The sequence below is a fragment of the Streptomyces sp. NPDC085866 genome (genome assembly GCF_044541035.1).
In the GTDB taxonomy this organism is placed as follows: Bacteria; Actinomycetota; Actinomycetes; order Streptomycetales; family Streptomycetaceae; genus Streptomyces.
Genome location: NZ_JBITSQ010000009.1, coordinates 106520 through 121952 on the forward strand (window position 1 = coordinate 106520; position 15433 = coordinate 121952).

The window sequence follows — 15433 nt, forward strand, 5'->3', positions numbered from 1 at the left end:
GACGGAGGAGAGCCCCCCGGCATGGCCGTCATCCACCACACCACCCTCAAGCCGACCAAGGTCGAACTCCTCACCAACTGGCTGCCCACCCGGCCCTGGTACCGCGGCGGTCCGGACGCCCCGGTGCTGACGAAGTCCGGCGGCTTCCGGCTGGACGACCCGGAGGGCGAGGTCGGGATCGAGATCATGGTGGCCACCGACACCTCCACCCCCGAGCCGACCGCCTACCTGGTCCCGCTCACCTACCGTGGCGCGCCGCCGGAGGGGGCGGAGCACGCGCTCGTCGGCACGATGGAGCACGGCGTGCTGGGCAAGCGCTGGGTCTACGACGGCTGCCACGACCCGGTGCTGGTCACCGAGTTGCTCTCGCTGATCGAGGGCAGGGCGCAGGCGATGGCCCAGAGCATCAGCGACAGCCCCGACCGTGAGGTGACCCGCTCCTACGAGGGCGAGCCGTTCTCCTTGCGGGACTTCACCCCCCGGCCCACCGACGACGAGCAGGGCACCCACCTCCCCGCACCGCACGGCACGACCCTCCACCTGAACCGCGTCCTGCAGCCGGTCCCGGAGAACCCGCCGCTGCCCGCGCAGGGAGCGCTCGGCCATGTCGCGAGCGGCTGGCCGGGAGCGGACGGCACCCGGCTGCGGGCGGTGTTCATGGTCCTGGACGGCCGCTGATCCCACCGCCCCCGGGGAGATCGACATGCCGGGGGCCGACGGCCGGGGTGTAGTGGGGCGGAGGAAGGTGAGCCCATGCCCGGACGACCCGGACGACCCGGTCGCCCCGATCCGCTCCCGAAGGCGCTCCTCGTAGTGACGGCCGCCACGGGAATCGTCGACGCGGTGGCCTACCTGGGCCTCGGGCAGGTCTTCACCGCCTTCATGACCGGCAACATCCTCTTCCTCGGCTTCTCCCTCGCCGGCGCGCAAGGACTCTCGCCGATCGGATCCGGTACCGCGCTCACGGCGTTCGGCGTCGGCGCGGTGGCCGGCAGCCGTCTGGGCGCCGCCACGTCCGAGCGGCGGCGCCGCTGGCTGCTCACCTCGGCCGCCCTCGCGGCCACCCTGCTCGTGGCCGCGGCGCTGACAGCTATCGGCCTGCGCCCCGTCGGCCGGCACCCGGAACCGCGTCACTACGCGGTGACCGCGCTGATCGCGCTGGCCATGGGGCTGCGCAGTGCGACGATGTGGCGCCTCGGAGCGGTCCTGAACACCACGCTCATCACCGGCACCCTCGTCACTCTGATCAGGTGGTCGTCCCTGGGCGGCGGGACCGGGGACAGCGCCCAGCGCTACCGCGTCGGCGGCCTGCTGGCGGTCCTGGTGGGCGCGGTCGCCGGAGCCCTGCTGCTGCGGGTGAGCATGACCGTGGCCCTGCTGCTCGCCGCGGCGGGCGTGTTCGTGGGCATCGGGGGATACGTGGCCCTTCCGGCGTCGCGGTCCTGAGCCCCACCGCACCACCGCACGGCATCAGGAGCACCGCCACCCACTTTCTGTGGCCTTCTGGCATGCCCTGGTCAAATCTGTCACTCTTTCGGCAGTCCTCGTCCTGACCCCATGAGGGCGCGGCGCACCACCCCGTACAGCGATCGCGCAACCCCAACCCCGCGGCCGCCCCGGCGCACCCCAGCCGGCCGGGCGGCCATCGAGCAGGCCGGAATCCCGGCCGCCGCAAAGGAGTAGCGTGTGAGATCGACCCCCCACAAGGCCCTCGGCGCCGGTGCGTTCACCGTCGCCGCGCTGGTCGCCCTCTCCCTCCCCGTCACCCCCGCCGTCGCCCAGCCCGCCGGGCAACCGGTGGCCGCCGCCTGCACTCCGGCGCAGACGGTCATCAACGGCGGCTTCGAGAGCGGTACCTCGCCCTGGAGCCCGTCCTCGTCCAGCGTGATCACCAGCCGCACCGGCGAGAGCGCCCACGGCGGCTCCTCCTTCGCCTGGCTGAACGGTGTGGGCAGCACCCACACCGACACGCTCTCCCAGAGCGTCACCATCCCGAGCGGCTGCAGCACCGCCACCCTCACCTTCTGGCTGCACATCGACACCGACGAGACGACCTCGTCCGTCGCGTACGACAAGCTGACGGCCAAGATCGGCAGCACCACGCTGGCGACCTACTCGAACCTCGACGACAACACCGGCTACGTGCAGAAGTCGTTCGACGTGTCGTCGTTCGCGGGTCAGACCGTGAACGTGTCGTTCACCGGAACCGAGGACTCCAGCCTCCAGACGAGCTTCGTCCTGGACGACGTAGCCCTCGCCACCTCCGGCGACACCACCCCGCCCCCGGCGGACTCGACCCGCACCCCCGCCGCGCCCTCCTACACCGTCAGCCTCAGCAGTGACACGAGCGGCACCGTCTGGAACGGGCACGAGAGCGTGTCCTTCACCAACGCCTCGGCCACCGCACTCAGTGAGGTGTACCTGAGGCTGTGGGACAACTACCACGGCACCTGCTCGGCGATGCCGATCACGGTCACCAACGTCACCGGCGGCACCGCGGGCGCCCTCTCGGTGGACTGCACCGCCCTGAAGGTCACCCTGCCGGCACCGCTGAACCAGGGTCAGACCGCCACCATCGGCTTCGACCTGGGCATCACCGTGCCCAGCGGCGCCGACCGGTTCGGCCACGACGGCGCCTTCAGCTTCATCGGCAACGCCCTGCCCGTCCTCGCGGTCCGCGACAGCGCGGGCTGGCACCTGGACCCGTACACCAACAACGGCGAGTCCTTCTACTCCCTGGCCGCCGACTTCAAGGTGACCCTCGACCACCCCAGCACCCTGCTGGTCCCGGCCACCGGCACCTCCACCGACACCCCCGGCTCCAGCGGCCGTACGGTCACCACCGCCACCGCGTCCAAGGTCCGTGACTTCGCCTGGGGCGCCGGGCCCTTCACCAAGATCTCCGGCACCTCGCCCGGCGGCGTCCCGGTGAACATCTACTCCGTCTCGGGGATCAGCTCCTCCAGCGCCCAGTCGATGCTCAGCACCGCCAAGACCGCCGTCGACGCCCACGCGGCACGCTTCGGCGCCTACCCCTACGGTGAGCTGGACGCGGTCATCGACAACAACTACTGGTTCGGCGGAATGGAGTACCCCGGCTTCGTCCTCGACCTGGTCAGCACCACGGCGCTCACCCACGAGATCGGCCACCAGTGGTGGTACGGCATCGTCGGCGACGACGAGTACAACAGCCCGTGGCTGGACGAGGCCTTCACCGACTACGCCACCGACCTGGCCCTCGGCAAGACCGGCAGCAACTGCTGGAGCAGTGTCTCCTGGTCCTCCAGCGCGGAGAAGATCACCAACTCGATGGCCTACTGGGACGCTCACTCGTCCCGGTACTCCACCGTGGTCTACGGCTACGGCAAGTGCGCCCTGCACGACCTGCGGCGCGTCCTCGGCGACACGGCCATGACCAAGCTGCTGAAGGACTACGCAGCCGCGCACTGGTACGGCGTCTCGACCACGGCCGAGTTCAAGGCGGCCGCCCAGGCCGCCACCAGCACCGACCTGACCTCCTTCTGGACCCAGCACCGCATCGACGGCTGACCCGCACCGGACCGGCCGGTCATGGGCGGCGCCTTGCCCGGCGCCGCCCATGACCATGCGGGTAGGACTGCCCAGCCACTCACTTGGCGTAAATACCCGGCCGGTATGGCGTAGTTGGACGGGATCCGGAGTGCGGGGCGGTCCGCCTGCGGGTCTGATGGATCCCGTGAGCCATATATCCCGAAACCGCCGCCGCTCACGCTGGTCCGTGGCCAGCGCCCTGACCGGCCTCCTGCTGACCCTGTCGATCCCCGCGGCCGTGCCCTCGGCGGCCGAGTCCACAGTCGAGCGCGGCAGCGCCTACATGGGCATGGGAGTACTCGCCCACGACGGTGAAGCCGCCACCGACGACGCCTCCGAGTCGATCCCCCGGGTGACCCAGACCGAGGGCGTGGACGTCGCCAGCTACCAGGGCGACGTCGCCTGGAACACCCTGTGGAACAGTGGCGTGCGCTGGGCCTACACGAAGGCCACGGAGGGCACGTACTACACGAACACCAACTTCAGCCAGCAGTACGACGGCTCCTACGACGCCGGCCTGATCCGCGGCGCCTACCACTTCGCGACCCCGGACACCACCGGCGGCGCGGCCCAGGCCGACTACTTCGTCGACCAGGGCGGCGGCTGGTCCAAGGACGCCAAGACCCTGCCCGGCGCGCTCGACATCGAGTGGAACCCGTACGGCGACGCCTGTTACGGCAAGTCCAAGAGCGGCATGGTCAGCTGGATCCGCGACTTCCTGGACCGCTACAAGGCCCGCACCGGCCGCAACGCCGTCATCTACACCGCCACCAGCTGGTGGAGCGACTGCACCGGCAACTACGCGGGCTTCGGCGCCACCAACCCGCTCTGGGTCGCCAGGTACGCCTCGTCGGCGGGGACGCTGCCGGCGGGCTGGTCGTCGTACACGATGTGGCAGTACACCTCCTCCGGCCCGACCGTCGGGGACCACGACAGGTTCAACGGCTCCCTGGACAAGGTGAAGAGCTTCGCCGACGGCTGACACGCCCTCGGCAGCGCTCAGGCGGCCGCCCCAGGTGCCGAGTGCCCTGGCCTGGCGGTCGCTGTGCTCCCGGGAGACGCCCTGCGCCGACCGTGTTCCGCAACGCGGGCTCGTGGGACCGTCACAGACCATGATGCCCGTGTACGGATCCGGGCCCCCGCTGAGCGGCGGCGGACCGGGCGGCGTCCACCGCGCCGGGTCCCACAGCGGGTGGTCGAGCAGGCACCTCATCAGCCACGGAGTGTGGTCCGCCGGCACCCCCGCCCGCACCGGAGCCTCGGCGATGGTGCGGGCCGCGTCGTCCGGCAGGTCCTCGCCGTCCGGCAAATCCTCGTTGCCGAGCGCGGGCAGCAGCATGAGCAGCCGGGCGTGCACGTCGTGGATGCCGGGGGAGTCCGTTTCCCAGAACTGACAACGGCCGTCCCGCCCTGGTTCGAGCCGAGCGGAGAGGGCAGGATTCGAACCTGCGCGGGCCGTGAGGCCCGACCTCGAGACGTACTCGCCGGTCCCCGATAAGCCACTCCGGGCACCTCTCCTCGCTCCCGGCCCGGTCTCCCGTGCCGTTCACGAGAACAACAGTGACAGGGACCGCTGACGGCACGCTGACACGCCGGGTCGGGACCGGCCTGCCGTCAGGTCACCTCCGAGGCGGCCCTCGTCACTGGCCCACCCTTCCGTCGACGCACTCGCGCAACAGGTCGGCGTGGCCGCAGTGCCGGGCGTACTCCTCGATCCTGTGCACCATCAGCTCCCGGACCGAGATCCCGTCCTTCCCCACCCGCTCGCCCAGATCCGGATGCTCGGCCAGCGCGGCGTCGGTCTCGGCCTGCTCGCGCTCCAGATCGGCGTAAGCGGCGTCGACCACGGCCTGCTCGGCGACGGCTCCGTCGAAGTCCCCGTCACGCACGCCGTACAGCTTCGGCAGCGGGTCGCCGTCGGTGATCCAGTTGCGCCAGTCCCGCTCCACCTCGGCGAGGTGCCGCACCAGGCCGAGCAGCGACATCGTGGACGGCGGAACCGACCGACGGGCCAGTTGCTCCGCGTCCAGGCCCTCGCACTTCATCCGCAGGGTCAGGCGGTAGTTTTTCAGGTAGTCCAGCAGCGTCGCCGACTCGCCGTCCGGAACGGGGCCTTCGCGGGGGTCGTCGTCGGGATCGGCCCACATGTCGGGGTAGACGGTCGCCTGGGTCCACCGCGCGGGTTCGTCACTCATGCGTCGCATGGTCGTCTGTGAGGGCCCGGCCTCGCCACCGAGTTATCGCTTGAGTCTTCGCTTCGAGGTGGCGCCTTCGCTTGCCGTCCGGAACAGGTCTCCTGCCGTCGCCGGGAACAGTCCACACGAAGTCCTCACCGGCCTGGGCGAGTTGACCCGCAAGGTCCACACCCCCCGACGCGGCGCCCGGGTTCTCCCTCTGCTGCTCGGCGCGCTCACGAACGCCCCGCGACAGGCAGCGGCTGCACCGTGATCACGCAGGGGTCGCCGGTCCACTGGCCTCTCGGACTCGCCCTCGCCTACACCGCGGCGGCGTTCTTCTGCATCCGCCGCTCCTGCAACCGCGGAGTCGGCACCCCGGTCCGGCCGTACATCCTCACCGTCGCCCACCAGGCTTCCTGCGTACGGCCCGCTCAGGAGCGCAGGCCGCTGACCAGGCCCGTCGCGCGGGGGAGTCCGTCACGCTCACGGTCACCTTCCAGGTGCCGTCCCCGTTGTCGGCGCAGGCGGACTTCAGTACGGGTGCGGATCCTGCGTGGTGATGTCGGTGCCTCTCTCGCAACTGGGCATCTGCTCCCGTCCAGGTCGGACTTCCGCCCTGATGGGGCTCTCCACCCTGCTGCCGGACATGGCGCCTGTCGGGAGGCGTTCTCCGTCCGGGGCGTTCGCAGCTTGCCGGAAGGAAGTATTCGGCCTGGTCGGGGCAGTGGGGCACTGGTGTGCCTATTGAGCCGGTCGGCTAGCTGTCGCCGTGTCGGATCGGAGAAAAGCCCCAGGTGGCGGCGCCGACCCTCACCATGCCAGTGATCATGAAGCGAGGCGCTGTTGCGTCTCTACTCAGAGAGGAACGAAGAGAATGCGTCGTGGCATTCACCTGTCGGTGATGCTGTCAACCCTGGCAGTTCTGGCCTGCCCCACATCGGCCTCCGCCGAAGACACCCCGGTGACGCTGGAAGTGACCGGTGGCGGCCTGGGTATCACCGTGCCGTCGGGATCGGTCGACCTGGGTTCGACCATTGTGAGTTCCAGCCCGCAGACGGTCTCCAACCAGCTGGGTAACGTCACTGTGACGGACCAGCGTGGCGGCACTGCCGGGTGGACCGTCACGGCACAGGCCGTGGACTTCACGGGGCCCAACAACACGACCATCTCGGTCTCCGCGCCGAACTCCAGCACGTACCACGCCCCTCAGGCGAGCGTGATCGGTACGGCCACGGTGACCCCGAGCGACCTGAGCCCCATGTACCCGCCGGGCCCCGTGCAGGTCGCCACCCAGGTCTCCGGCTCGAACTCGGCCACCTGGAACCCGACGATCTCGATCAGGGTCCCCGCGAACTCGCTTGCGGGCACGTACACCTCGACCATCACGCATTCCGTGGCGTGACGTAACAGATCCGAGGATTCTTCTGGTGCACAAGTACAATCCGGCTGGAGCGCTGTGTCTGCTGGCGCTGGCCGGGACCATCTGCGGCCCTCCGTCCGCGATCGCGGCACCCCGTGTCGCGGGGGCGGGGGGCTCAGGCGGCTACGGCAGCTTCTCCGTGCGGCTCCTCGACGTCCCCGCGGCCCTGGTCAACGACACGCGCGCACGGCAGTACATCATCGACAACCTGCGACCCGGCACCACCATCCGCCGGCGCGTGGAGGTGGCGAACACCTCCGACGAACCGGCGCGCGTGGTGATGTATCCCAGCTCCGCGCGTATCAGGCACGGGTCGTTCGTCGGAGCGCTCGGAAGACGCAGAAATGAACTGACCTCCTGGACCTCCCTGAACAGGCGGCGGCTCATCGTGCGGCCCCACTCCACGGCCCGCACGTCCGTGACGATCCACGTACCCAGGGACGCGGCCCCCGGCGAGAGATACGGCGTCGTCTGGGCACAGGTATCCGGAGGCCACGGCCCCGGCGTCACCCTGGTCAACCGCGCCGGCATCCGGCTGTATCTCTCAGTCGGCGGTCACAACCCGCCACCGACCAGATTCAGGGTCGGCACGATGACCGCCGAACGCGACCGGGCAGGCCGCGCCATCGTCAGGGCTCAGGTCCACAACACCGGGGGCCGCGCCCTGGACCTGAGCGGAACCCTGAGCCTGACCAAAGTGCGAGGGAGCATCAGCGCGGGCCCTTACCCGGTACAGCTCGGCACCACTCTCGCACCCGGCCAGTCAGAGACCGTGACCGTCCTGGTGACCGACCAGGTGGCCAACGGCCCCTGGACGGCGACATTCCACCTCAAGAGCGGCCTGTACGAGGACACCTACCGCGCCTCCATCACCTTCCCCCGTCACCCAGGCCAAAGCCGGTCGGCCAGGGCGCACGCCGTCACCGGCAGCGCCATGGCCACTTACGGAGGAGCGGCCGGGCTCCTCCTTGCTGGTGCCGTCCTGCCTGTCACCGTGATGCTGCGCCGCCGAAAGGCAGCGGCACAGCGCACGTGAGATGACGCCCGGTGTGCGGTGTGCGGTATGCGCTGCCGCGGTCGGCCGCGGCGGCCCCGACACGAGTGCCGGTCCATCAAACGGGAGTCCAGGCGCCCATATTGAGGCCCATTCCCTCCGGCAGGAGGCGTCAGCCGTGTGCCCGGCCGCGCAACCGGTCGATGAGCCTGACCGCGAAGTCGACGGTCGGGCGCACGGCGTTGAGGATCCGGGTGGACTCGGGCGGTTCGAGCCACCCGTGCTGACCGCGATCGCGGGCACCCCCTCCTCGACGGCCGTCATCGCGGCGCCCACCGTGCCCGAACGGGTCGCCATGGCCCCGACGTTGGGGCCGAAGTTCGTCCCTCCGAGACGACGAGGTCGGGCGCGTGGGTGCCGAACACGGTGGAGACTCCGAAGGCTCTGCGCGGTCGCGATGGGGCCGGCTGCGCCTGCCGGGGGTGGCCGGGCTGGGCCACGTGGGCCGCCGGGGGTCGGCCGCGCCGATGCGCGTGATCGCCTGCTCCTACGTCGCCCAGGGGCGCGACGGCAGCGCCACGGCCTTCGTCGGCCGGCTGCTCTCCCTGCTCCCGGCCGGCGCCGACGAGGAGATGCACAGCCGCGGTCTGATCCACCAGGCCCTCACCCCCGCTCGCTCCGCTCCGCGCCGCCCTCGCGGTCGCGGTGCCCGTCGGTCGCGCCGAGCGAATCGGCCGAAACGAACCCGTCCCCGGCCGGTGCGCGGGGCACGGAGCGGGGGCGACCGGGAGATTCCGGCGACCCGGCCGGAAGGACAGCCGGACAACCCGGTCTGCGTCCGGTGCTGCGTCTTCTTCCCTATGGGCCCTCGTGCGGCGACGGCAGTCTGCTGGAAAACACGGCTTGGAGGCGCACAGTGACAGCAGGCCCGGCCCCCGCGGGGGCACCGACCGACGGCGACACCCTCACGGCATCCTTCGCGCAGCGTCGGCTCTGGTTCCTGGACCAGCTGGCCGGACATTCGACCGGGTCGATGCTTCCGCTCGTCCTCAGGCTGCGCGGGAGCCTCGACGTGCCGCGCCTGGAACGGGCCCTGTCCGGGATCGTGGAGCGGCACGAGGTACTGCGCACCCGGTTCACCTCCGTCGGCGGGGAGCCGGTGCCGGTCGTGGACGCCCCCGGCGGGATCGTCCTGGAACGGACCGAGGCAGGCGGCCCCGACGACCTCTTCGCCCGGTACCTGGGCCGCCCCGTGAACCTGTCCACACAGCACCCGGTCCGGGTCACGCTCGCCCGGGTCGCGCCCGGCGAGCACCTGTTGCTGGTCGAGGTCCACCACATCGCCGTGGACGGCTGGTCCTGGGGCGTCTTGCTGGACGAACTAGCCGCCGGATACCGCGGCGAGCCCGTCGCCCAGCCCGCCGTACGGTACGCCGACGTCGCCCGCTCCCAGGCCCTGCGGCTCTCCGGGGCCCGGATGGAGCGGCTGCTCGGCCACTGGCGCGACCGCCTCGCCGGTCTGACCCCGCTCGACCTGCCCACCGACCGGCCGCGCCCCCAGGTCTGGGACGGGTCCGGCGGCGTCGTCCGCTTCGACCTGCCCGCCGACCTGGTCGCCGACGTCGACGCCCTGGCCCGCTCCCGGCGCGCCACCCGCTACATGCTGCTGCTCACCGTCTACCAGGCGCTCCTCGGGCACTGGTCGGGCCGCACCGACGTCGCCGTGTGCAGCACGCTCGCCGACCGTGCCCAGCGCGGTGCCTCAGGTCTCATCGGCCCGCTCGTCAACACGGTCGTGCTGCGCACCGACCTGGCCGGCCGGCCGGGCTTCGCCGCGCTGCTGGACCGCGTGCGCGGGCGGGTGCTGGCGGACCTCTCGCACGCCGAGGCACCGTTCGACCACGTGGTCGCAGCGCTGGGCGGCGGGCGGGACCTGTCCCGGCACCCGTTGGCCCAGGCCTCGTTCACCCTGCTCAACAGCCCGATCCGCCCGGTCCGTATGCCCGGCCTGGCCGTGGAGCTGGTCGAGCCACCGCTGACCGAGACCCCGCTGGACGTGTTCCTCGACCTCACCCTGCGCACGGACGGCAGCATCGCCGCCGTCCTGCAATACGCCACCGCCCTCTTCGACGCGGCCACCATGCGGGCGTTCGCCGACGCCTACGTGGCCCTGCTGCGGGTCGTCCTGACCGAACCGGACACCCCTGTACAGGAGTTGGCGCGCAGCCTGCCCACGGCGGGTCCGGCCCGGCCCCGCCCCGAGTGGCGGCACGCCCCCGACCGGCCCGCCGGCCCGCCGACCCCGGTCGCCTTCTGCGGGCCGTCCGAGGCGACGGCCCTGATCTGCGGTGACGACCGCGTCACCTACGCCGACCTGGACGGCATGACGGGTGGGCTCGCCGCCGCGCTCAACGCCGCCGGGGTCGGCTCCGGCAGCCCGGTGGGTGTGCTGCTGCGCCGCAGCCCGTGGTCGGTCGCCGCGATCGAGGGAGTGTGGCGAGCGGGCGGAGCGTACGTCCCGCTGGACCCCGAACTCCCCACGGAGCGGCTGCGGTTCATGGCCGAGGAGGCGCAACTGGCGTGCGTGGTCGCCGATTCCGCGACCGTCGAGGCTGCCGCGGCCCTGGCTCCGGCCACCGTCGACGTCACGGTCGTGACCCCGGCCGCGGACGGGCCCCGGCACCGCCCCGACCCCCGCGAACTGGCCCACGTCATCTTCACCTCCGGCTCCACCGGACGTCCCAAGGCGGTCGGTGTCGAACACGCCGCCCTGGCCTCCCATGTGACCGCCGCCCGCGAGCGGCTCGGCATCACCGCCGCCGACCGGGTGCTGGCCTTCGCCTCCTTCTCCTTCGACGCCTCCCTGGACCAGGTGCTGCCCGCGCTCACCTCCGGCGCGACCGTCGTCCTGCGCCCCGACGAACCCTGGCTGCCCACCCAGGTCCCCGAGGTCGTCCAGCGGCACGCCCTGACCGTCGTCAACGTTCCCCCGACGTACTGGGCGGAGCTGGCCCTCTCCCTCGACCGGCGTCTGGCCGCGGCGCTCGCCTCCCTGCGCCTGCTGGTCCTCGGCGGCGAGGCCGTCCCGGCCGACACCCTCGCCGTCTGGCGGGCCGCCGTCCCGTGGGTGCGCGTGTGCAACGCCTACGGGCCCACCGAGACCACGGTCACCGCCACCACCTACGAGGCCGCCGACCCGCCCGCCGGCAGCGTGCCCATCGGCCGCCCGCTCGGCGACCGCCGCGTGTACGTCGTCGACGCCGACGGCGAGCCGGTCCCGGTCGGCGTGTCCGGCGAACTCCTCATCGGGGGCACGGAAGTGGCCCGCGGCTACCTGCGCCGCCCCGCCCTCACCGCCGAGCGCTTCGTGCCCGACCCGTACGGACCGCCCGGCAGCCGCAGGTACCGCACCGGCGACCTGGTGCGCTGGCAGGCCACCGGAGACCTGGAGTTCCTCGGCCGCCGTGACGACCAGGTCAAGATCCGGGGCTTCAGGATCGAACTCGGCGAGATCGAGACGGTGTTGCGTGCCTGCCCGCTGGTCGCCGCGGCCGCCACCCGCCCCGACCGGGCCACGGGACGCAGCCTCGTCGGCTACGTCGTACCGGCCGGGGACGCCCGGGCCGCCGTGGACCGGGCGGAGCTGCGCGCCTGGTGTGCCCGCTACCTGCCGCACTACGCCGTGCCCTCGGAGTTCGTCGTCCTGGAGGCCCTACCGGTCGGTGTCTCCGGCAAACTCGACCGCTCCGCCCTGCCGGACCCCGCCCACGCCCGCTCCGCCGACGCCGCCTACGCGCCGCCCCGCGACGAGACCGAGCGGATCGTCGCCGAGGTGTGGGCGGACGTGCTGGGCCTGGACCGGATCGGCATCGACGACAGCTTCTTCGACCTCGGCGGCCACTCCCTGCTCGCCACCATGGCCGTCTCCCGGATCGCCCAGCGCCTGGGCCGCGAGATCGAGCTGCGCACGGTCTTCGAGCACCCGACCGTCCGGGGCTTCGCGCCGCGCGTCGCCGCCGCCCGCGCGTCCGGCACCACCGAGGTGGTCCCCGTCGACCGGACCCGCCCGCTGCCGCTGTCCTTCGCGCAGGAGCGCCTCTGGTTCCTGGACCGCACCTCGGACCGGGGCGACTCCTACCTCCTCTGGTACTGCTGGCGGGTCCGCGGCGGCCTCGACCGCGCCGCCTGGCAGCAGGCCCTGGACGACCTGGTCGAGCGGCACGAGGTGCTGCGCACGGCACTGATCGAGTCCGACGGCCGCCCCGTGCAGGAGGTCTGCGACCCCGTACAGGTCCCGCTCCACTGGGAACAGGCACCGGCGGCCCCGGACGAGCCGGCCCGGCTGGCGGCCGTACGACAGCGGGCCGCGGCCCTGGCCACCCGCCGGTTCGACCTCGCCCGGCCGCCGTTGCTGCGGGCCGGTGTGTGGGAGCTGGCCGAGGACGACCACGTCGTCGTCCTGGCCCTGCATCACGCGGTCACCGACGGCTGGTCCAAGGGTGTCCTCCTCGACGAACTCGCCCTGCACTACGGGGCCCGGCGGACGGGAGAACGTGCCCAGCTGCCGCCGCTGCCGGTGCAGTACGGCGACTTCGCCGTCTGGCAGCGCGACCGCGCCGACAGCGGCGCGCTGGAGCCCCAACTCGCCTACTGGGAGCGCACCCTGGAGGCTGCGCCCGCCCTGGAGCTGCCCACCGACCGGCCACGGCCGTCGGTGTTCACCGGCCGCGGCGGCGCCGTCGAGGTCGACCTGCCCGCCGACCTGGCCGACCGGGTGGACGCGTACGCCCGCGAGCGCGGCGCGACCCGATTCATGGTGCTGCTGGCCGCCGCACAGGCCGTCCTCGCCCGCTGGTCCGGACAGACCGACGTGTCGGTCGGCACCCCCGTCGCCGGACGCGGCCGCCTCGAACTGGAGCCGCTGGTCGGTTTCTTCGTCAACACCGTGGTGCTGCGCACCGACCTCTCCGGGCGGCCCGCCTTCGCCGAGCTCGTGGACCGGGTGCGGGACGTCGTGCTGGGTGCCTTCGACCACCAGGAGGTGCCGTTCGAGCGGGTCGTCGAGCGGCTGCGCCCGGAGCGCGACCTGTCCCGCAACCCGCTGTTCCAGGTCATGGTGGACGTACAGGACGCGAGCACGGGCGGCGCGGGACTGCCCGGGACGGACGCCACCGGCTTCGAACTGCCCTGGTCGTCGGCGAAGTTCGACCTGACGGCCACCTTCCTGGTCCGGCCCGGCCGGTTCGCGCTGAACGTCGAGTACGCCGCCGACCTCTTCGACCCGAAGACGGCCACCCGGTTCGCCCACCACGTCGGCCGGCTGCTCCGCTCCGTCCTCGCCGACCCCGGAACCCGGGTCGACGAGGCACCGCTGCTCACCGCGCGGGAGCGGCAGCGGCTGGTGGCCGGGGCGGGCCGGGACGCGCGGCCGGCGCCGGCGTTCCGGGTGGCGGGCCGGCCGGACGCACCGGCGGTCGGGTGCGAGGGACGGACCGTCGACTACGGCCGACTGGATGCGCTGACCGGCGGGTTGGCCGCCGAACTGGCCGCCGCCGGGGTCGCGCCGGGTGCTGCCGTGGGCGTGTGCGTGGGCCGGGGTGTGTGGTCGGTGGCCGCGATGCTCGCCGTCTGGCGGGCGGGCGGGGTGTACGTCCCGCTCGACGCCCGACTCCCGGCGGAGCGTATGCGGTTCATGATCCAGGAGGCGGGAGTGCGGCACGCGGTCGCGGACGCGGGAACCCGGGGGACGGTCACCGGGCTCGGGGTCGTGGCGGTCGACGTCGACCGGGTGCGACCGGCGTCCGACGGCCCCCGGCACGTCCCCGACCCGGGCGACCTCGCCTACGTCATCTTCACCTCGGGCTCCACCGGCCGCCCCAAGGCCGTAGGTGTCGAGCACCACGCCCTGAGCGCCCATGTGGCAGCTGCCCAGCGGGAGTTCGGGCTGACGTCCGACGACCGGGTGCTCACCTTCGCGTCGACCTCGTTCGACGCCTCGCTGGAGCAGATTCTGCCCGCGCTGAGCATCGGAGCGACGGTGATCGTGCGCCCGGACGAGATCTGGTCCCCGGAGGAACTCGCCGACCGCGTCGCCGCCGAGCGGGTGACCGTCATGGAGCTCACGCCGTCCTACTGGGCGGAGCTGGTGGCCCGCCTGGACACCCTGGCACCTCGACTCGCCTCGCTGCGGCTGCTGGTGACCGGGGGAGAGGCCCTGCCGGCCGACCCGCTGCAGCGCTGGTTCGCGCACCTGCCCGGCGTGCCCGTGGCCAACACCTACGGCCCCACCGAGACGGTGATCTCCGCGACCGCACACCGCGTCGACGAGGCCCCGCACGGCCGGGTGCCCATCGGACGTGCCCTGGGCGGCCGGCGCACCTACGTGACGGACACCCTCGGCGACCTCGTCCCCGACGGCGTGCCCGGTGAACTCCTGGTCGGCGGAAGCGAGTTGGCGCGAGGCTATCTCGACCGGCCCGCTCCGACGGCCGAGCGCTTCGTACCCGACCCGTTCGGCGCGCCGGGTGGCCGGCTCTACCGGACCGGTGACGTGGTACGCCGGCTGCCCTCCGGGGAGCTGGAGTTCCTCGGCCGCAACGACGACCAGGTCAAGATCCGCGGGTTCCGCGTCGAGCCGGGAGAGGCCGAGGCGGTGCTGCGCCGTCATCCCGGCGTCCGGGCCGCGGCCGTCGTGGTCCGCACCCTGCACGGCGAACCGGCCCTCGTCGGATACGCCGCCGGGACCGGCCTCTCCGCGGAGTCCCTGGAGACCCACAGCCGGGCCCGCCTGCCCCACTACCTCGTCCCGTCGGCCTTCGTGCTGCTCGACCGTCTGCCGCTGACCGTGCAGGGCAAGCTGGACACCGCCGCCCTGCCCGACCCCGTGGCACCCGCACCGCACGCCTTCGTGGCGCCGTGCACCCCTGCGCAGACGGTCGTCGCACAGATCTGGTGCGAGGTGCTCGACCTGCCGCGGGTCGGCGTCCACGACGACTTCTTCGCCCTGGGCGGACACTCCCTGCGCGCGGTGTCCGTCACCTCCCGCCTGCGGGCCGCCTTCGACTGCCCGCTGCAGGTCCGGGACCTCTTCGAGCACCCCACGGTCGAGCGGCTCGCCGCCGAGGTGGAGCGCCGCCTGCTGGAGCTGATCTCGCAGATGAGCGACGACGAGATCGATCTCTCCCTGACGGCCGACTTCTGACGCCACGGCCGACTTCTGACGCCGCGGTCGCCTTCCGGGCGCCGGAGCCCGCCCTCGCGGCGCGGCCCGTC

At 72.5% G+C, this 15433-nt stretch carries 8 protein-coding genes and 2 pseudogenes; 7 read left to right on the forward strand and 3 right to left on the reverse strand.

Going from position 1 to position 15433, the window contains the following annotated elements; genetic code table 11:
* Positions 1-21 precede the first annotated feature (21 nt).
* From ACIF83_RS23565 to ACIF83_RS23580, 4 genes are all read left to right on the forward strand, one after another.
* Complete coding sequence (locus ACIF83_RS23565; RefSeq protein WP_399729621.1) at positions 22-678, forward strand: 1,4-alpha-glucan branching protein; 657 nt, start codon at positions 22-24, stop codon at positions 676-678.
* 75 nt (positions 679-753) lie between these two features.
* A complete protein-coding gene (locus ACIF83_RS23570) occupies positions 754-1446 on the forward strand; it encodes a YoaK family protein (RefSeq protein ID WP_399729624.1) in 693 nt (230 codons plus the stop codon).
* A gap of 240 nt (positions 1447-1686) precedes the next feature.
* Positions 1687-3549 carry a M1 family aminopeptidase gene (locus tag ACIF83_RS23575; protein ID WP_399729627.1) on the forward strand — a complete coding sequence of 621 codons (1863 nt, stop codon included), beginning with the start codon at positions 1687-1689 and terminating at the stop codon, positions 3547-3549.
* Positions 3550-3706: 157 nt separating this feature from the next.
* Positions 3707-4552: a lysozyme gene (locus tag ACIF83_RS23580; RefSeq protein ID WP_393483145.1), complete on the forward strand. Its 846-nt coding sequence runs from the start codon at positions 3707-3709 to the stop codon at positions 4550-4552.
* A 443-nt stretch (positions 4553-4995) separates the two neighbouring features.
* Here ACIF83_RS23580 and ACIF83_RS23585 read toward each other — a convergent pair.
* Both ACIF83_RS23585 and ACIF83_RS23590 read right to left on the reverse strand, forming a co-directional pair.
* Positions 4996-5088, reverse strand: a pseudogene (locus ACIF83_RS23585).
* A 122-nt stretch (positions 5089-5210) separates the two neighbouring features.
* Positions 5211-5774 carry a DinB family protein gene (locus tag ACIF83_RS23590; RefSeq protein WP_393483143.1) on the reverse strand — a complete coding sequence of 188 codons (564 nt, stop codon included), beginning with the start codon at positions 5772-5774 and terminating at the stop codon, positions 5211-5213.
* A gap of 847 nt (positions 5775-6621) precedes the next feature.
* Between ACIF83_RS23590 and ACIF83_RS23595 the strand changes: the two genes are divergently transcribed.
* Both ACIF83_RS23595 and ACIF83_RS23600 read left to right on the forward strand, forming a co-directional pair.
* Positions 6622-7149: a WxL domain-containing protein gene (locus ACIF83_RS23595; RefSeq protein ID WP_399729631.1), complete on the forward strand. Its 528-nt coding sequence runs from the start codon at positions 6622-6624 to the stop codon at positions 7147-7149.
* Positions 7150-7174: 25 nt separating this feature from the next.
* Positions 7175-8203: a peptidase gene (locus tag ACIF83_RS23600; RefSeq protein WP_399729633.1), complete on the forward strand. Its 1029-nt coding sequence runs from the start codon at positions 7175-7177 to the stop codon at positions 8201-8203.
* Positions 8204-8443: 240 nt separating this feature from the next.
* Here the strand turns inward: ACIF83_RS23600 and ACIF83_RS23605 are convergent.
* A pseudogene (locus tag ACIF83_RS23605) lies at positions 8444-8620 on the reverse strand (5'/3'-nucleotidase SurE); the annotation flags it as partial.
* Between the two features lie 457 nt (positions 8621-9077).
* Here ACIF83_RS23605 and ACIF83_RS23610 point away from each other — a divergent pair.
* The gene (locus tag ACIF83_RS23610) at positions 9078-15362 is read left to right on the forward strand and encodes an amino acid adenylation domain-containing protein (protein ID WP_399729637.1); all 6285 of its coding nucleotides are present in this window, start codon (positions 9078-9080) and stop codon (positions 15360-15362) included.
* Positions 15363-15433 lie beyond the last annotated feature (71 nt).